The sequence below is a fragment of the Brevibacterium sp. BRM-1 genome (genome assembly GCF_026802075.1).
Classification (GTDB): Bacteria; Actinomycetota; Actinomycetes; order Actinomycetales; family Brevibacteriaceae; genus Brevibacterium; species Brevibacterium rongguiense.
Genome location: NZ_CP113788.1, coordinates 1,463,677 through 1,481,515, shown reverse-complemented (window position 1 = coordinate 1,481,515; position 17,839 = coordinate 1,463,677). Strand labels below are relative to the sequence as shown.

Sequence of the window (17,839 nt, the reverse complement as noted above, 5' to 3'; positions counted from 1 at the left end):
CCGCGAGCCGAGCCGGAAGAGCGGACCCGTCCCGACTGCCTTCTCCCTGGGCCGCACGGGCCCCGGCGCTCACGGGCGCGCCGCCAGCACCGGCCCGACATTCACGCTGAGGAACGCGCGGCGCAGCTGGCGGGCCGAGAGCCAGAGGTCCGCGCCGGCGGCCGGCCCGCTGCCGCCCAGCGGGTTGCGCAGCCGCGCCCGCGGGGGCTGCCGGGGATCCGGGCGGCCGTCCTCGTCCGTGCGCGCGACGCCGAGCACCGCATAGACGTGTCCGTCCATGATCGGCACTGCGGTGCGCCCATCCTCGCGCGGCAGGCGGAACGAGCCGCGCGGCCGCACGAGAGTCGAGGCGACGACCGGGCGGCCCGCGCGCAGCGCGCGGTCCAGGCCGTCCAGGCGTCGCGGCACGGGCCGTGCCGGTGCCGCGCGGCCCGTGAGCAGCCAGAGCGCGACGTCGGCAAGATTGGATTCCAGGCGCCGATACGAACCGCCCAGCGCCACCGCGACCGCCTTCTCCACGATGCTCGCGGCGGTGGGAGCCAGGCCCCCGTCGCCACAGCGGTGGGCGACGGGCAGGCGGTCGGAGACCACGATGCGCCGGCGCGCCGGCGCCCACAGGTCCACGGCCCAGAAGCCGATCGCCGGGTGCGCCCCGGCAGGCGGGCCGTCGGCGCCGGCGGCCGCGGTGGGTCCGAGCGGGGTGAGCTGGGAGCGCGCAAAGCCCGGGCGCGCAGCCTCGCAGGCGATGAGGACGGCGACGAGCCAGCAGTCGCCCAGCCGGCCCTGGCGCAGGTCCGGAACCACGCCCCTCGGCGACCGGTCGGCGGGATCGACCGCGCGGCCGGCCGGCTCCGCGCAGCTGCCGCCCCGCGCCGCGGGCTCGAAGGCCGGCAGGCGGGGGAGCAGGGCGCCCAGCGCATCGGGTCCGAGCTCGGCGAGCAGGGGGCCGAGGAGGCGGGGCGCGGTGCGCACGCCGAGGGCGGCGCGCAGGCGCTGCGCGGGCGTCGTCGGGGCGGGCAGCAGCTCGGCGCTCAGCGCTGCGAGATCGGCGCGGCAGGCGCCCGGGTCTGCCAGGCAGGCGCGCAGGCGCGCTGCGAGGGCCGCCGCGGAGTGCGCGCCTCGGCCCTCGGCCACGGTGCCGTGCGCGTGTCCGCGGGGCAGGCGTGACCCGCGGGGCGGGCAGGGCCCGTCGGGCGATCGCAGGGGAGAGCGGCGGACTGGCATCGCGGCCCGATTCTGTGTAATGTAGACGATTGGTCTGTGATCGTCGGGGAGACTGCACCCACCGTGGCACGAGCGAGCCTATCGCATCGGGCGCGGAGAGTGTGGGAACCGCGGCGCTTCGGGCCGCCGGTACCGGCCCCCGCATCAGGGGGCAGGCACATTCGATGCGCAGTCGACGGGCTGCGGGAAACTGAGGTTGACGAAGGATATGGCCAAAAAAGAAGGGGTCATTGAGGTCGAAGGCAGCGTTGTCGAGGCCCTCCCGAACGCAATGTTCCGGGTGGAGCTGACCAACGGCCACAAGGTGCTCGCGCACATCTCCGGAAAGATGCGCCAGCACTACATCCGCATCCTCCCCGAGGACCGCGTCGTCGTGGAGCTCTCCCCGTACGACCTCACTCGAGGGCGCATCGTCTACCGGTACAAGTAAGTTCGGCATTTCGGCACCTCTCGCCGCGCGGCCCCGCAGGCTCAGCCCTGCAGGGGGCTTCGCTGTGAGGAGAAGGAAGAGCGATGAAGGTTAAGCCCAGCGTCAAGCCGATCTGCGAGAAGTGCAAGGTCATCCGCCGCAACAGCCGCGTCATGGTGATCTGCGACAACCCGCGCCACAAGCAGCGTCAGGGCTGATCGGCCACTTCCGGCAGATCCGGAGTTCGGCACCCCGCAGGGGCGCGCGAACCCACACCCAAGCAGGCCCCGCCCCCCGTCCAGGGGACGGGACGACACCCCCGGTCGGAGGCCGGGGACCCGCCTCACGATGAGGCGGGACGGGCCTGAGCAAGCACCTCCGTATCGACAATTGGAGTAGACACATGGCACGTCTTGCCGGAGTCGACCTCCCGCGCGAAAAGCGCGTGGAAGTCGCCCTGACATACATCTACGGTGTGGGCCGCACTCGCGCGAGCCAGACCCTGACCGACACGGGCGTGAGCCCCGATACCCGCGTGAAGGACCTGAGCGACGACGAGCTCGTCCGCCTGCGCGACTACATCGAGGGCACGTTCAAGGTCGAAGGCGATCTCCGCCGCGAGGTCACCGCCGACATCCGCCGCAAGGTGGAGATCGGCAGCTACGAGGGCCTCCGCCACCGCCGCGGGCTGCCCGTGCGCGGCCAGCGCACGAAGACCAATGCGCGCACCCGCAAGGGCCCCAAGCGCACGGTCGCCGGTAAGAAGAAGTAAGCCCTCAGCTTTCGATCAGGAGTTTTCACACTATGCCTCCCAAGTCACGCGCAGCAGCCGCGCGCAAGCCCCGCCGCAGGGACAAGAAGAACATCGTCAACGGTCAGGCGCACATCAAGTCGACGTTCAACAACACGATCGTCTCCATCACGGACCCCACGGGCGCCGTCATCTCCTGGGCCTCGTCCGGCGAGGTTGGCTTCAAGGGCTCGCGCAAGTCCACGCCCTACGCCGCGCAGATGGCCGCCGAGTCGGCCGCGCGCCGCGCCCAGGAGCACGGCCTCAAGAAGGTCGACGTCTTCGTCAAGGGCCCGGGTTCGGGCCGCGAGACCGCGATCCGCTCGCTGCAGGCCACCGGCCTGGAGCTCGGCACCATCCAGGACGTCACCCCGACGCCCCACAATGGCTGCCGTCCCCCCAAGCGCCGTCGCGGCTGATCAGCCTCGTCCCAACCCACCCGCCAGCGTCACGCAGGCCCCGCCTCGTGAAGTGCAGTGCGAGCGTCAGATAGCGGATGCTCGCTGAAAGGAAGCCCACGTGCTGATTGCACAGCGCCCCACGCTTACGGAAGAGGTCGTCGACGCCCATCGGTCGCGGTTCGTCATCGAGCCGCTCGAGCCCGGCTTCGGCTACACCCTCGGCAACTCGCTGCGCCGGACCCTGCTGTCCTCGATTCCCGGCGCGGCCGTGACGAGCATCCGGGTCGACGGTGTCCTCCATGAGTTCACCACCGTGCCCGGTGTGAAGGAAGACGTCACCGAGTTCATCCTCAACCTCAAGTCGCTCGTCGTCTCCTCGGAGTTCGATGAGCCGGTCGTCGCCTACCTGCGCAAGCAGGGACCGGGCGAGGTCACGGCCGCGGACATCTCCGCGCCCGGCGGCGTCGAGATCCACAACCCGGAGCTCTTCATCGCCACGCTCGACGAGAACGCGCGCCTGGACATGGAGCTGACGATCGAGCGCGGCCGCGGGTACGTGTCCGCCGCCCAGAACAAGAACATCGACGCGGAGATCGGCCGGATCCCGGTCGACTCGATCTACTCGCCGGTGCTCAAGGTGACCTACAAGGTCGAGGCGACCCGCGTCGAGCAGCGCACCGACTTCGACCGCCTGGTCGTCGACGTCGAGGCCAAGCCGTCCATCAGCCCCCGCGACGCGGTGGCCTCGGCCGGCAAGACCCTCGTCGAGCTCTTCGGGCTGGCCCGCGAGCTCAACGTCGAGGCCGAGGGCATCGACATCGGGCCCTCGCCGGTCGATGCGGCGATGGCCGCGGACCTCGCCCTGGCGATCGAGGACCTCGACCTCACCGTGCGGTCGTACAACTGCCTCAAGCGCGAGGGGATCCACACCGTGGCCGAACTCGTGGGCCGCAGCGAGGCCGACCTCATGGACATCCGCAACTTCGGCTCCAAGTCGATCGACGAGGTCAAGCAGAAGCTCAGCGAGCTGGGCCTGAGCCTCAAGGACAGCCCGGCCGGCTTCGGCGAGTCGATCCCCGCCGACGGCGACGACGAGTCCTTCGTCGAGGACGAACAGTTCTAAGAATTCCAAGGAGACAAACCCATGCCTACGCCTACGAAGGGACCCCGCCTCGGCGGCTCCCCGGCGCATGAGCGGCTCATGCTCAACAACCTTGCCGCACAGCTGTTCGAGAACAAGTCGATCACGACGACCGCGACGAAGGCCAAGCGCCTGCGCCCGGTCGCGGAGCGCCTCATCACGTTCGCGAAGCGCGGCGACCTCGCCGCTCGCCGCCGCGTGCTGGGCCGCATCTCCGACAAGGGGATCGTCCACGAGCTGTTCACCTCGATCGCTCCGGCCGTCGCCGAGCGCCCGGGCGGCTACACCCGCATCACGAAGATCGGCCCCCGCAAGGGCGACAACGCCCCGATGGCCGTGATCGAGCTCGTGCTCGAGGCCTACTCGCCCAAGCAGGCGACGGTCAAGGAGGCCGAGGCGGTTGCCCAGGCCAACTCGACCCCGGCCCAGGACGAGCCGGCCGAGCCGGCTCAGACCGAGGCGCCGCAGGAGACGCAGGAGCAGGCGCCCCCCGCCGAGCCCGACGTCGCCGACGGCCCCCACGAGGACGAGGCGCAGGAGGCCGCGGACGACTCGAAGGAGTGATCCGCAGCCCGGCGCACCGCGCCGCGCACGCCCACAGCAGGCCCCGCCGCACCTCGAGTGCGGCGGGGCCTGCTGCGCTGCGGGTGGGGCTGCGGCCTAGCTGAAGACGACCGTGCGCTTGCCGTCGAGGATGACGCGGCGCTCGGCGTGCCAACGCACCGCGCGGGCGAGGACCGATGCCTCGACCTCCTGGCCCTGCTGGACGAACTCGGCATTGGACTGCGCGTGGGTCACGCGGGTGACGTCCTGCTCGATGATGGGGCCCTCGTCGAGGTCCGCGGTGACGTAGTGGGCGGTCGCGCCGATGAGCTTGACGCCGCGCTCGTGGGCGCGCTGATAGGGCTTCGCGCCCTTGAAGCTGGGCAGGAACGCGTGGTGGATGTTGATGATCCGCCCGCCCATGGCCTCGGTGAGCGCGGGGGAGAGGATCTGCATGTAGCGCGCGAGCACCACGAGCTCGGCGTTGAGCTCGTCGACGAGTTCGAGCATGCGCGCCTCGGCCCCGGCCTTGTCGTCCGGGCGCGCCGGCACGTGGAAGAACGGGACGCCGTAGAACTGCGCCATGGGCTCGAGGTCCGGGTGGTTGCCGATGACGCCGACGACGTCGATGGGGAGCATGCCGGCGTCCCGGCGGAACAGCAGCGTGTTGAGGCAGTGCGCGGTCTTCGAGACCATGATGAGGGTGCGCATGCGGCGCGCGGCGGGCGCCAGCTCGAACTGCATGTCCAGGCGCTGCGCGCTGGGCTCCAGCGCCGCGCGGATCTCCTCCTCGCCGGCATGGGTGCGGAACTGCAGGCGCAGGAAGAAGCGGCGGGTGTCCGGTGAGCCGAACTGCTGGGACTCGGTGATCGTCGCGTCGAGGGCGACGAGCGCACCGGTGACGGCGTAGACGATGCCGCCCTGATCGGGGCAGGAGAGAGAGAGGATCCATTCGGGGGCGGCGGCCGGATCGGCCGGGGTGCTGGCGCTGGTCATGCCCTCATCCTAGGGATCGCCGGCTGGTAGTCTGAGCCCAGGTCGTGACTGGCGAGACAGTGGAGCCCACCACGGGGAGCGACCGCGGGGCGCGGCAGCGCTGCCCCGCCACCGGAGGCCGTTCGCCTGGGCCGAGCAGAGTTGAACACCGCAGCGCTGCCGTGCTGCAGACCGCAAGGAGCCGTTTTGCCGACTAGCCCGCATTCCATGGACGCCTCGCTGGGCGCCATCGACCCGGAGATCGCCGCCGTCCTCGACGACGAGCTCAATCGCCAGCGCTCGACGCTGGAGATGATCGCCTCGGAGAACTTCGTTCCGCGCGCCGTGCTCGAGGCGCAGGGCTCCGTCCTGACGAACAAGTACGCCGAGGGCTACCCCGGGCGCCGCTACTACGGCGGCTGCGAGTTCGTCGACGTTGCCGAGGAGCTCGCGATCGACCGTGCGAAGTCGCTCTTCGGCGCGGCCTACGCCAACGTCCAGCCCCATTCCGGCGCGAGCGCGAACGCCGCCGTCATGCACGCCTTCGCCCGGCCCGGCGACGGCCTGCTCGGCCTCGACCTGGCCCACGGCGGGCACCTCACCCACGGCATGAAGCTCAACTTCTCCGGCCGCCTGTTCGACGTCTCCACCTACGAGGTGGGCCCGCAGACCTACCGCGTCGACATGGACATGGTCCGCGAGCGCGCGCTGGCGCACCGGCCCAAGGTCATCGTCGCCGGCTGGTCGGCGTACCCCCGCCAGCTCGACTTCGAGGCGTTCCGCGCGATCGCCGACGAGGTCGGCGCGGTCCTGTGGGTCGACATGGCCCACTTCGCGGGCCTCGTGGCCGCCGGGCTGCACCCCAACCCCGTGCTGCTCGCCGACGTCGTCTCCTCCACCGTGCACAAGACGATCGGCGGCCCCCGCTCCGGCTTCATCCTCAGCCGCGACGAGGCCAACGCCAAGAAGCTCAACTCGGCCGTCTTTCCGGGGCAGCAGGGCGGCCCGCTCATGCACGTCGTCGCGGCCAAGGCCGTCGCCTTCAAGCTCGCCGCGAGCCAGGAGTTCAAGGACCGTCAGGAGCGCACGGTGCGCGGCGCCCAGCTCCTCGCCGAGCGCCTGCTGGCCTCCGACGTCGCCCAGGCCGGCGCCAGCGTGCTGACCGGCGGCACCGATGTCCACCTCGTCCTCGTCGACCTGCGCGAATCCGCGCTCGACGGCAAGCAGGCCGAGGACCTCCTCCACGAGATCGGCATCACGGTCAACCGCAACGCCGTGCCCTTCGACCCGCGGCCCCCGATGGTCACCTCCGGCCTGCGGATCGGCACGCCGGCGCTGGCCACCCGCGGCTTCGGCGATGCGGAGTTCGCCGAGGTCGCCGACGTCATCGCCGAGGCGCTCAAGCCCGGCGCGGACGCCCAGGCGCTGCGCGGCCGGGTCGCGAAGCTCACCGCGGACTTCCCCCTCTACGACGGACTGGAGCAGTACTGATGGCACAGGTCCTGGACGGCAAGGCCACGGCCAAGGCGATCAAGGGCGAGCTCGCCGCGCGCGTCGAGGCACTCGTCGCGGCCGGCCGCACGCCCGGCCTGGGCACGCTGCTCGTGGGCGAGGACCCGGGTTCGCAGTGGTACGTGGCGGGCAAGCACCGCGACTGCGCCGAGGTGGGCATCGCCTCGATCCGCGAGGACCTGCCCGCCACCGCCTCGCAGGCCGATATCGAGGCGGCGGTGCGCCGGCTCAACGAGGACCCGGCCTGCACCGGCTTCATCGTCCAGCTGCCCCTGCCCGACGGGATCGACGCCAACCGCGTGCTCGAGCTCGTCGACCCGGACAAGGACGCCGACGGGCTGCACCCGACGAACCTCGGACGCCTGGTGCTGCGGGTCAACGGCCCCATCGACACGCCCCTGCCCTGCACCCCGCGCGGCATCGTCGAGCTCATGGAGCGCCACGGCATCGACCTGGCCGGCAAGCACGTCGTCGTCCTAGGACGCGGCGTCACCGTGGGCCGGCCCATCGGCCTGCTGCTGACCCGCAAGGCGGTCAATGCGACTGCCACCCTCACGCACACCGGCACGCGGAACCTGGCCGACCTGGTCCGGCAGGCCGACGTCATCGTCTCCGCCGCCGGGGTCAAGGACATCGTGAGCGCGGACATGGTCAAGGACGGGGCCGTGCTCATCGATGTGGGCGTCTCCCGCGAGGAGGATCCGGAGACCGGCAAGTCGAAGGTCGTGGGCGATATCTCGCGCGAGGCCCGGGAGCGCGCCTCGTGGTACTCGCCCAACCCCGGGGGAGTGGGCCCCATGACCCGGGCCATGCTGCTGGCCAACGTCGTCGACCTCGCGGAGGCGCAGGCGGACCGCGCGTAGGCGGCGCACTCCTCCCACAGCGCGCCCGAGGCGCGGCCCGAGCGATGCTCGGACCGCGCCTCGGGCGCGTCTGCAGTGCGGGGACTGCGAGTGCGGCGACTGGGAATGCTGCGTCTGCGAGTGCGGGAGGCTCAGCTCTCCACGGTCAGGGAGCGGGTGAACAGCACGCGCGGGCGCTCGGGGCCCGCGTAGTCAATGATGAGCTCGCTCTCGAAGCCCAGGTCCGTGTGGAAGGCGATGGCCCCGGTATTCTCCGGCTCCGTGGTCGCCTGGACCTCCTGCTTGCCCAGCTGGCGGGCGCGGTCGACGAACGCGGCGTAGAGCGCGCGCCCGATCCCCAGGTGCCGGAAGTCGTTGTGCGCGGCGGCGAGGTGGATATAGCCCGGGCCCTCCTGCGGGACGACGCCCAGCAGGTAGCCCACGATCTGGTTCTGGTAGCGGGCCACGAGGCCGGACGAGTCGAGCTGGCGGAACCAGTAGGGATCATGGCTCGACATCAGGTCCCGCTCGCCCCAGAAGTCCTCCTGGGCGGTGACGAGGAAGTCGCGCAGCTCGAGCGCATCGATCTCGTCCAGGGGGCTGATCGTCAGGCGATCGGCGTCGTAGTCGGTCGAATCCGCCATGGCTCCTCCTCGTGGTCGGCGTTGGTTCAACAATACGCCCCCGTGAAAGGATGGAGCCATGATTCGCATCGCAGGCGTCAACGTCAACGGCATCCGCGCGGCCATGCGCAAGGGCATGGAGCCGTGGGCACGCGAGGCCGGGGCCCACCTCATGACGCTGCAGGAGGTCCGCGCGCAGGACGAGGTCGCCCTGAGCGCCATGGAGCCGCTGGGCATGCACGCCCACAGCGCGGATGCCGAGGCCAAGGGCCGCGCAGGCGTCGCGGTGCTGGGCCGGGTCCCCGCCCGCGCGGTGCGCCGGGGGATCGGCGATGAGTACTTCGACCGGGCCGGGCGCTGGCTCGAGGCCGACTACGAGCTCGCCGACGGCTCGCTGCTCACCCTCGTCTCCGCCTACGTGCATTCGGGGGAGGCAGGCACCCCCAAGCAGGAGGACAAGTACCGGTTCATGGACCGGATGCTCACGCGCCTCCCGGAGCTGCGCGAGCACGCGGACTTCGCCCTCGTGACGGGCGACCTCAACGTGGGGCACACGGAGCTCGACATCAAGAACTGGAAGGCCAACCGGAAGAAGGCGGGCTTCCTGCCGGAGGAGCGGGCCTACTTCGACCGCTTCTTCGGGGAGCTGGGCTGGGTGGACGTCCACCGGTTGCTCGCCGGTGAGGTCCCGGGGCCCTACACGTGGTGGTCGATGCGCGGGCAGGCGTTCGACAACGACGCCGGGTGGCGGATCGACTACCAGCTGGCCACCCCGGAACTCGCCGCGCTGGCGCGCACGGCTCGCGTCGACCGGGCGCCCAGCTGGGGCGAGCGCTGGTCGGACCACGCCCCCCTCGTCATCGACTACGACCTGCCGGACCTGCAGGGCTGAGCCCGGGCGCCGCCCCAGCTCCCACTCCACCGCGCCCGAGGTGCGGGGATCCTCGGCCCGCACCTCGGGCGCGGTGGTGCTCGGGCAGGCGCGCGGCGACCTGAGTGCAAAAGATTAGGGCCGCCTCACCACATACATCCATAACGCACGTGCGCAAACCGAACCGTTTCGCCTTTCGGTCTGAATGTTGTGCCTCACCTCAGTAAGGTGATACGTCTTTAGGGAAGCCTTCATGCAACGCTAAGGATGCACATGCCCCTCCCGCGCCGACAGATCCTGCGCGCCGCCGCCGCCTCGCTCGTGCTCAGCACCGCGCTGCTGGGCGGCTGCTCCTCCGGTTCCCACGACGGAGGTGTGTCCGGGCCGACGTGGACGATCAAGGACGTCGACGACAAGGATGTGACGATCCCGGAGCGCCCCGAGCGCGTCGTCACCCTCAGCGAGCCCGCCACCGACTCCGCCCTGGCGCTGGGCGTGACGCCGATCGGCATCGTCTCCGGCCGCGGGCAGTCGAGCGTGTCGAACTACCTCAAGGACAAGGGGGAGGGCACGAAGGGCCAGGACATCGAGATCCTCGGCGGGGTGGCCAATCCCGACTACGAGAAGATCGGCGCCGCCAAGCCGGACCTCATCCTCGTCGACGGCACCTCGATCAACAACAACCAGGAGGCCCTGGACAAGCTCGCGGCCATCGCGCCGCTCGTCTACACGGGCTACGCCGGCGGCAAGTGGAAGGACAACTTCTCGCTCGTGGCGACGGCACTGAACAAGGAGGCCGAGGGCCAAAAGCTCCTCTCCGGCTACGACCAGCGCGTCAAGGACGTCGGCGGCCAGCTCAAGAAGAAGGGCTACGGGAACAAGACCTTCTCGATCGTGCGCTGGCAGGGCTCCGCACCCGCCCTCGTGCTCAAGGAGCTCCCCCCGGGCCAGGCCCTCACCGACCTCGGGCTCAAGCGGCCCAAGTCGCAGAACCGCGATGGGCGCGGGCACAGCGATCCGGTGTCGCTGGAGAACATCGCGACGATCGACGCGGACTACATGTTCTTCGGCACCCTGGGCGGATCATCGGTCAACAACCCCGACGCCGGCGGTGCGGCTGACGCGCAGGCCGGTCAGGAATCACTGGCCGGGGCCATGAGCACGCCGGGCTTCTCCGCGCTCACGGCCGTGAAGGACAAGCACGTGTTCCCCGTCGACGGCTCGCTGTGGACGTCCACTGGCGGCTACTACCTCATGAACACGATCGTCGACGAGGTCAGCGAGATCCTCATCGACCAGGACGGCAAGGGCTCCGGCGGGGCCGGGGCATCGAACGGCGGCGCGGACCAGGGCGACTCGGGGCGGAGCGGCGAGGACGGCGCCGGGTCCACCCAGGCGCCCGCGCAGACACCGGGCAGCAATGTCATCCAGCAGGGCTGAGCGCAGCGCACGCGCACACGGATCGGGCAGCGCGCTGCCCCGAGGACGGGAACGCAACACCATGACAACAGCGATGAAGCGGCGGAGCCGCCTGCTCACGGTCCTCGCCTTCGCCGCGGGCCTCGTGCTCCTGGCGTGCGGGGCCTTCGGCGGTCTGCCCGCACTCGCGGCCACGCAGTCCGCGGACGACTCCGGCGGCGCATCCGGCATGGACGCGGGTGGGGGAGCGCCCGCATCCGGGGACTCGGCCCGCGGGTCCGCGCGCGCGGCCGCCGCCGGCACGACCCACGAGTTCTCCGATGACGACGGCACGAAGTACACGGTGACGAGCCCGGACACGATCAAGGCGGGTGAGAAGGTCACGCTCTCCGGCACCGGGTGGAAGACGAAGGACAAGAAGTCCGGTGCCGCCGTGGCCCTCAAGCTCGATGGCGGCGCCTCGCTGCGCACGTTCGACCTCACCCTCAACGGCCAGACGTACAGGCCCAAGGAGAAGGACAGCGGCGGACCCGGCGATCTCACCCGCCCCAGCCTCTGGGCCGTGACGCAGGCCGATGCCAACGGCGACTGGACGATGACGTTCGACCAGCCCACCGCCTCGAACAACCGGGAGAAGGAGGCATGGAAGGCCGGTGAGACGCACCAGTTCAACCTGCTCAGCGGCCAGATCAAGACCGGGGACGTGCAGCGCTCGCCCATCCTCGACACCGCCGTCGTGGACCCGGCGAGCACGACGATCTCCTGCGAGGCCAGCGAGGTCGCCGTCAGCCACTACGCGAACGGGCAGACCGCGCAGGCCTGCATCCGCCGGGCCGTGTCGACGGGCGCGGGCAGTGAGATCCACGTCCGCGGGGCGGGCTGGACCACCGCGGACAAGGCGCGGGGCGCCCGCGTCGAGCTGAGCCTGAACTCCCGCGTGGGGCGCACCGACGGCACGGACTTCCAGTTCGTCCACACCGGTGCCAGCGGAGACGAGATCCTGACCGACGGGGCGGGCAAGCAGAGCGATACGATCTGGTTCACCGCCGATGCCGCGGACGACGGCACGTTCGACGCCACGATGAAGGTCCCCACCGAGGCCAACCTGCCGCCCAAGCTGCGCGGCAACTCCCAGGCCAAGCTCCAGGCGGGCTCCAAGCTCACGGTGACGCTGCGCAGCGGTGCCAGGTCCGGCGACACGAAGCACAGCGCCACCTCCAAGCCGCTCACGGTCGACGGCAAGGACTACGCGGGCGATGTCTCCGCGAACTCGAAGCGGTGCGTGACCTCGATGGTCTCGCCCACCGCCCAAGTGGAGGCCGTGGGCCGGGTGAAGAAGGGCGAGAGCGGCTCGGTCTTCCGCTACGGCCAGCAGATCCACGTGACCGGCAAGGGCTGGTGCAACAACCCGAAGGACCCGGACAGCGGCGGCGCCGTCATCGGCGTCAAGCTCGACGGCAACAAGAGCGCGCCCTACAGCCGCCACAAGGCCGACTACGTGAAGGTCTCGGCCACCCAGACCCTGACCCTCAGCAGCCTGTGGGCCGTCATCGAGGTCAACAGCGCCGACGGCAGCTTCGATGCGACGTTCGCCCTGCCCAAGAAGGGCAGCACGGGCAAGGGCACGACGGAGCCCGCCTTCGACCCCGGCATCCACTCGCTGCGCCTGCTCTCCGGCTCCATGAAGAAGAACGCCAAGCAGGGCATCAACGTCGACACGAACGCGTTCTGCGTCGAGTCGTGCATCCCGGCACTTGCCCCCGACCTCATCGAGCCCGGTGAGGACCTGAAGAAGGGCAATGCGCTGGGCTTCCGGTCCTTCTACCAGAACGGCGCGCTCAGCGTCTTCACCCGCCAGCTGAAGAAGGGCGACTGGTTCTTCATCAGCCTCTACGCGGATTCGGGCAACGTCCAGTACCCGCACGGCACCCGCAAGTGGCTGCGCTGGACCGGCCCCGAGGGCGCCATCCGCGACATCGCCTACGCCCAGTCGCTCCTGCCCACGGGCACCTTCTACGTCGTCATGCAGGACCAGGAGGACCGGGTGCGCGGCTGGACGCGCGTGAAGAACCCCAGCGCCCAGGCCGCGAAGACGATCACCCGCGAGCAGGTCAGGCAGGTGGTGCGCTCGCGCACCACGACGGTGCGCGGGACGAACACGAACACCGTGACGACCGTGAACAACGAGACGGTCATCAACAACGGCGGCACCGCCGCGGCCGCCCCGGCCGCCCCGGCCGCGGTGAGCCAGCCGCGGCCCAAGGGGGAGGCGAAGGCGCCCATCGGGTCGACCGACGAGCTCACCGAGCAGAACACCGGGGGCGTCACCGGCTCGATCAGCGGCAACATCGTCACCCTCCAGGTGGGCAAGGCCGTCAAGCCCGGCGACTGGACCACCCCGTTCGTCTACCCGGGTGCGAGCTCGCTGGGCTGGCTCCAGGTCGACTCGGCCGGGCAGATCCAGGTGGACGTGTCGAACCTGCCGGACGGCGACTACCAGCTGGTGCTCGCCGACCGCAACGGCAAGCTCGCCGGCTGGGCCCAGCTGCCGCTCAAGCGCGACGCCGGCACCACCGGCGCGGACATCTCCGAGTACCTGGGCGATGGCTACCGACCCGCCGGGATCGACCCGAACAGCGTGCTCCTCATCATCGCAGGCGCGATCCTCGTGATCGGCAGCGGAACCGCCGCCGCCGTCTTCGCCCTGCGCAACCGAAAGCGGAAGGCCCTATGAACCGCCACCCCCGACTCGACCGCTCCCTGTGCGCGCGCGGCGCGCGCTCCCTGCTCGCGGCCCTCACGGCGCTGGGCCTGGCCCTGGCCGCCGCGCTCGTCGCAGCACCTGCCAGCGCGCTGCCGCCCGGCGGTGCGGGCGCGAGCACCCCGGGCACCAGCTCGAGCGTCAGCCCGGGCAGCGTGCGCGCCGGCGGCCGGATCAGCTTCACGCTGCGCGGCTTCCCGGGCGGCGAGACCGTCTACGTGAAGTTCGACGACGGCGGCAGCTCGCAGGGCGACCAGTCCATCCAGGGCCAGGGCGTGGTCCACCAGCAGAAGATCCCCAAGAGCAGCACCGTGAGCGGCTCGATCACGATCCCGAAGGACCTGGCCGACGGGCAGCACTGGCTGCGGTTCCTCGCCTCGACGACCGTGCCGGGCAAGGGCTCGAAGGGCTACACGAACCGCAGCCCCAACTTCACCGTGACGAACAGCTCGAACACGACCGGCAAGAAGTCCAGCGCCGGCGGGTATGCGGACGTCGACAACGGCGGCTCGTCCTCTTCCGGAGGCGGCAGCAGGACCGTCGACGGGGGCTCGAAGACGAACCGCCAGGTCCAGGGCGGCACGGGCGGAGCCGGCGCCTCGGGCGGGTCCACCGCGGGCTCCACCGCCGGCGCGGGAGGCCAGGCGCAGGGCCCGGCCGCAGCGAAGGCGCAGGGACCCGGGAACACGGGGACGAGCGGGGGCGAGGACGAGGCGGCCAAGGAGCTGACCCAGCAGAACACCATCCTGCAGGCGGAGCTGGAGCGCCGCGACAACGCGTTCCCCTGGACCGGGGTCGTGGGCATCGTCCTGGCCGTGCTCGCGGTCGCCACCGTCACGATCGCATTCTTCGGCCGGCCGCGCGCCGCGGGCGCCACGGCCGCCTCGGGTGCCGGTGCGGCGGGCGGCGCCGCGGCGGGAAAAGCCCAGGGGCCGGCGCCGGCGGCCCCGCAGGACGAGGACACGCACGAGTTTCAGGCGGTGCCGGGCCAGCAGCCGCAGCCGTGGGGGCAGGATCCCTCGCATCCGGCGCACTGACGGGCACAGCGGGGCGCGCGGCCGCGCCGGCGACCGGCTCGGGCTCGCATGCCGGGCACGCCGCCCGGCCGGGGCGGCTGCGCGCCGCCCGCCTGGCCTGGGTGCTCGCGGCGGCGGGCTGCGTCGTCCTCGCTGCGCTGGCCGGGATCATGCTCGGCTCGAACCTGCTCAGCCCCGCCGAGGTGCTGCGCGCCCTCACCGGTGACCGCACTACGGCCGCGGGGCAGGTCGTCTACGGCCTGCGCCTGCCGCGCACGCTCGCGGGCCTCGTCGTGGGACTGGCGCTGGGCGCCGCAACGGCGATCATGCAGTCGCTGACCCGCAACCCCCTCGCAGAGCCCGGCATCCTCGGCATCAACGCCGGCGCCTCGGTCGCGGTGGTGCTCAGCGCCTCCCTCACCGGGGCCATGGGGGCCACCTCGAACATGGTCGCGGCCTTCGTGGGAGCGGCCGCTGCGTCGGCGGGCGTGTACTTCCTCGGCATCGCCGGCCGGCGCAATTCGTCCCCGGTGCGCCTGGCGCTGGCCGGCGTCGCGATCAGCGCGGCGCTCACCGCGATCACCCAGACGATCATCCTGGGCGACCAGGCGGTGTTCAACGAGTTCCGCTTCTGGGTGGTGGGCAACCTCGAGGGCCGGGCGTACGCGGACCTCCTCATCCCCGCCTGCGTCATCGTGCTGGGGTTGCTGGCCGCGGTCGCCGTCGTGCCGGGGCTCTCGGCGCTCGCCCTGGGGGAGGAAGCCGCGATCGGCCTGGGCGTGCGGGTGGGCCTCATCCGCACGTGCGCGCTCATCGCCGTCACGCTGCTGGCCGCGGCGGCCACGGCCATTGCGGGCCCGCTGACCTTCGTGGGCCTGGCGGTGACCGTCATCGCCCGGCGCGTCATGCGCGACTCGCTGGGCTGGACGCTGGTGCTCGCGGCGCTGCTGGGAGCCGCGTGGATGCTCGCCGCCGACGTGCTGGCTCGCATCATCGTCGCCCCCGCGGAGATCCAGGTGGGCATCGTGGCCTCGCTGGCCGGAGCGCCGTTCTTCATCTGGATCGTGCGCCGGACGAAGGGACTCAACCGCTCATGACCGTCAACCCGCCCCAGGCCGTGGCCCCGCCCGCCCGCAGGCCCCGGACCCGTGGGAGCGCTCGGGCCGGCAGCCGCTTCGCGACCCTGCGCCTCGGGGGCCTGAGCCTGCGCTTCGAACCGCGCCTGGCAGCCGTGTGCGCGATCGGCACGGCCCTCGCGGCCGCGGTCTTCCTCGTCTCGCTCATGATCGGCGACTACGGGCTGAGCGCGGGGGAGTCCCTCACCGCGCTGTTCGGCGGCTCCGATGACCGGCTCGCCAACTACTTCGTCCAGGAGGTGCGCCTGCCGCGCGCGGTGGGCGCGCTCCTCGTGGGCGCTGCGCTGGGCATCAGCGGCGCGCTGTTCCAGGTCTACTCGGGCAACCCGCTGGGCAGCCCGGACATCATCGGCTTCTCCGCCGGCTCCTCGACGGGCGCGATCATCGCGATCATCGTGTTCGGCGGCTCGGGCATCCAGACACCGCTCGGCGCGCTGTTGGGCGGGCTGGCCGCCGCGGGCCTCATCTCGCTGCTCGCCGGCGGCCTCGCAACACCCGGCTTCCGCATGGTCCTCATCGGCATCGGCGCCTCCGCCGCGCTCAAGGCGGTCGACAGCCTGCTGCTCGTGCGCGCCCCGCTCGAGGCCGCCCAGCACGCGGCCCAGTGGAACGTGGGCTCGCTCAACGGGATGAGCTTCGGCCGGCTGCTCTGGCTGGCGCCCGTGCTCGTCGCCGTCATCCCACTCCTCGTCTGGCTCGCCAAGCCGCTGGCGGTCATGCCCATGGGCGCCGAGGCCTCGATCGGGCTGGGCGTGCCGATCCTCTGGGTGCGCCGGCTGACCCTCGCGGCGGGCGTCGTGCTCGTCTCGCTCGCCACCGCCGTGGCAGGGCCCATCGCCTTCGTCGCGCTCGCCGCCCCGCACATCGCCCGGCGCCTCGGGCGCACCGCGGGCGCCGCGCTCGGCACCTCGGCGGTGCTCGGCGCGCTGCTCGTGAGCGTGTCCGACATCGTCGCCCAGCGGATCTTCGCACCCAACGAGATCGCCGTGGGCATCGTGACGTCGAGCGTGGGCGGCGTCTACCTCATCATCCTGCTGTTCATGGAATTCCGGAGGGGAACCGTATGAGCACGAGCACCGATCCCGCCCAGCTGCGCAGCCGCGCGGCGGTGCCCATCCGCGCCGCGGCCCTGGACGTGGGCTACGGCGACCACCGCGTGCTGACGGGAGTGGACTTCGCGCTGCTGCCGGGAGAGCTGACCGTGGTCCTGGGGCCGAACGCCTGCGGGAAGTCCACCCTGCTCAAGGCGCTGGCGCGCGTGCTCGCCCCCGAGGCGGGCAGCATCTGGCTCGACGGCGCGGACATCCGCTCGCTGAAGTCCAAGGAGATCGCGCGCCGGCTGGGCCTGCTGCCGCAGCAGTCGAACTCGCCCGGCGACATCACGGTGGCCGACCTCGTCGCCCGCGGGCGCTACCCGCACCAGGGGCTGCTCCACCAGTGGAGCGAGTCGGATGAGCGCGCCGTCGACGAGGCGCTCGCCGCCGCCTCGATCGCCGAGCTCGCCGCGCGGCCCGTCCACGCCCTGTCGGGCGGCCAGCGCCAGCGCGTCTGGATCGCCATGGTGCTCGCCCAGCAGACGGACATTCTCATGCTCGACGAGCCCACCACGTACCTCGACATCACCCACCAGATCGAGGTGCTCGACCTGGCCGCCGACCTCCAGCGGCAGGGCAGGACGGTCCTCGTGGTCCTCCACGACCTCAACCTCGCATTCCGCTACGCCACGCACATCGTGCTCATGCGAGAGGGGCGAATCGTGGCGCAGGGGCGGCCGAACGACATCGTGACCGCGGAGGCCATCGAGGCCGTGTTCGGGCTGCGCTCGCGCATCATCCCGGACCCGGAGACGGGAACGCCGCTCGTGGTGCCGCTAGCGCACCGACGGCCGGTCGGGCACTAGGCGATGTCAAGGCGTCGAAGCAACATGGGGCTCGCCGGCGAGCCCCATGTTGCTTCGACGCCTTGACATCGCCCACGACGTTGGCGGATCAGTGTGGGGAGGTGCATCAGAGCTACTCCGACTTCGTGATGCTATGTTTGCCGTAGGCGCACTTCTCGCTCTGTCCAGCTTCGATATCGTCGCACTGAACCCGCGCCGACATCTGCGCTGACAAAACACCAACCGCACCATGCGGCGTCCCCTCCGGGAGATTGGCAGACCCAATCGTCTGCACGA

Annotated in this window: 18 protein-coding genes and 1 riboswitch; of the genes, 15 read left to right on the top strand and 3 right to left on the bottom strand. The window is 71.4% G+C overall.

Annotation, left to right across the window (positions count from 1 at the left end):
- Positions 1-69: 69 nt before the first annotated feature.
- Positions 70-1,134 carry a C2 family cysteine protease gene (locus tag BRM1_RS06510; protein WP_268529522.1) on the bottom strand — a complete coding sequence of 355 codons (1,065 nt, stop codon included), beginning with the start codon at positions 1,132-1,134 and terminating at the stop codon, positions 70-72.
- 298 nt (positions 1,135-1,432) lie between these two features.
- Between BRM1_RS06510 and infA the strand changes: the two genes are divergently transcribed.
- From infA to rplQ, 6 genes are all read left to right on the top strand, one after another.
- Positions 1,433-1,654, top strand: coding sequence for a translation initiation factor IF-1 (gene infA, locus BRM1_RS06505; RefSeq protein WP_268529732.1), 222 nt, complete (start codon positions 1,433-1,435; stop codon positions 1,652-1,654).
- A gap of 83 nt (positions 1,655-1,737) precedes the next feature.
- Positions 1,738-1,851, top strand: a complete 114-nt coding sequence (rpmJ, locus tag BRM1_RS06500) for a 50S ribosomal protein L36 (RefSeq protein ID WP_160951898.1) — start codon at positions 1,738-1,740, stop codon at positions 1,849-1,851.
- Between the two features lie 185 nt (positions 1,852-2,036).
- Positions 2,037-2,405 carry a 30S ribosomal protein S13 gene (rpsM, locus tag BRM1_RS06495; protein ID WP_160951897.1) on the top strand — a complete coding sequence of 123 codons (369 nt, stop codon included), beginning with the start codon at positions 2,037-2,039 and terminating at the stop codon, positions 2,403-2,405.
- A 32-nt stretch (positions 2,406-2,437) separates the two neighbouring features.
- Positions 2,438-2,842: a 30S ribosomal protein S11 gene (rpsK, locus tag BRM1_RS06490; protein ID WP_160951896.1), complete on the top strand. Its 405-nt coding sequence runs from the start codon at positions 2,438-2,440 to the stop codon at positions 2,840-2,842.
- A 100-nt stretch (positions 2,843-2,942) separates the two neighbouring features.
- Positions 2,943-3,947, top strand: a complete 1,005-nt coding sequence (locus tag BRM1_RS06485; protein WP_268529519.1) for a DNA-directed RNA polymerase subunit alpha — start codon at positions 2,943-2,945, stop codon at positions 3,945-3,947.
- 21 nt (positions 3,948-3,968) lie between these two features.
- Entirely contained in the window at positions 3,969-4,529 is a 561-nt protein-coding gene (gene rplQ / locus BRM1_RS06480; RefSeq protein ID WP_268529516.1) for a 50S ribosomal protein L17, read from the top strand.
- Between the two features lie 96 nt (positions 4,530-4,625).
- Here the strand turns inward: rplQ and purU are convergent, their stop codons facing one another.
- The gene (purU, locus tag BRM1_RS06475) at positions 4,626-5,504 is read right to left on the bottom strand and encodes a formyltetrahydrofolate deformylase (protein WP_268529513.1); all 879 of its coding nucleotides are present in this window, start codon (positions 5,502-5,504) and stop codon (positions 4,626-4,628) included.
- Positions 5,505-5,538: 34 nt separating this feature from the next.
- A riboswitch (ZMP/ZTP riboswitch) is annotated at positions 5,539-5,643 on the top strand.
- A gap of 68 nt (positions 5,644-5,711) precedes the next feature.
- Here purU and glyA point away from each other — a divergent pair.
- Together glyA and BRM1_RS06465 are read left to right on the top strand one after the other, a co-directional pair.
- Positions 5,712-6,974, top strand: a complete 1,263-nt coding sequence (glyA, locus tag BRM1_RS06470) for a serine hydroxymethyltransferase (protein WP_268529510.1) — start codon at positions 5,712-5,714, stop codon at positions 6,972-6,974.
- On the top strand, positions 6,971-7,858 hold the full coding sequence (locus BRM1_RS06465) for a bifunctional methylenetetrahydrofolate dehydrogenase/methenyltetrahydrofolate cyclohydrolase (RefSeq protein WP_268529730.1): 888 nt from the start codon (positions 6,971-6,973) through the stop codon (positions 7,856-7,858). Before glyA ends, BRM1_RS06465 begins: the two co-directional genes overlap by 4 nt.
- Positions 7,859-7,989: 131 nt before the next feature.
- On the opposite strand, the gene BRM1_RS06460 is transcribed toward BRM1_RS06465, so the two are convergent.
- A complete protein-coding gene (locus BRM1_RS06460) occupies positions 7,990-8,481 on the bottom strand; it encodes a GNAT family N-acetyltransferase (protein WP_268529506.1) in 492 nt (163 codons plus the stop codon).
- Between the two features lie 58 nt (positions 8,482-8,539).
- Between BRM1_RS06460 and BRM1_RS06455 the strand changes: the two genes are divergently transcribed.
- From BRM1_RS06455 to BRM1_RS06425, 7 genes are all read left to right on the top strand, one after another.
- The gene (locus BRM1_RS06455; protein ID WP_268529503.1) at positions 8,540-9,352 is read left to right on the top strand and encodes an exodeoxyribonuclease III; all 813 of its coding nucleotides are present in this window, start codon (positions 8,540-8,542) and stop codon (positions 9,350-9,352) included.
- Between the two features lie 252 nt (positions 9,353-9,604).
- Entirely contained in the window at positions 9,605-10,771 is a 1,167-nt protein-coding gene (locus BRM1_RS06450; protein WP_268529500.1) for an ABC transporter substrate-binding protein, read from the top strand.
- A gap of 73 nt (positions 10,772-10,844) precedes the next feature.
- On the top strand, positions 10,845-13,484 hold the full coding sequence (locus BRM1_RS06445) for a hypothetical protein (protein WP_268529497.1): 2,640 nt from the start codon (positions 10,845-10,847) through the stop codon (positions 13,482-13,484).
- On the top strand, positions 13,481-14,548 hold the full coding sequence (locus BRM1_RS06440; protein ID WP_268529494.1) for a hypothetical protein: 1,068 nt from the start codon (positions 13,481-13,483) through the stop codon (positions 14,546-14,548). Before BRM1_RS06445 ends, BRM1_RS06440 begins: the two co-directional genes overlap by 4 nt.
- On the top strand, positions 14,515-15,624 hold the full coding sequence (locus BRM1_RS06435; protein ID WP_268529492.1) for a FecCD family ABC transporter permease: 1,110 nt from the start codon (positions 14,515-14,517) through the stop codon (positions 15,622-15,624). Before BRM1_RS06440 ends, BRM1_RS06435 begins: the two co-directional genes overlap by 34 nt.
- Positions 15,621-16,730 (top strand): FecCD family ABC transporter permease, encoded by a 1,110-nt coding sequence (locus BRM1_RS06430; RefSeq protein WP_268529489.1) that lies wholly within the window; start codon positions 15,621-15,623, stop codon positions 16,728-16,730. The genes BRM1_RS06435 and BRM1_RS06430 overlap by 4 nt, the downstream gene beginning before the upstream one ends.
- Positions 16,727-17,563, top strand: a complete 837-nt coding sequence (locus BRM1_RS06425) for an ABC transporter ATP-binding protein (protein WP_268529488.1) — start codon at positions 16,727-16,729, stop codon at positions 17,561-17,563. The genes BRM1_RS06430 and BRM1_RS06425 overlap by 4 nt, the downstream gene beginning before the upstream one ends.
- The last annotated feature ends 276 nt before the right edge of the window (positions 17,564-17,839 follow it).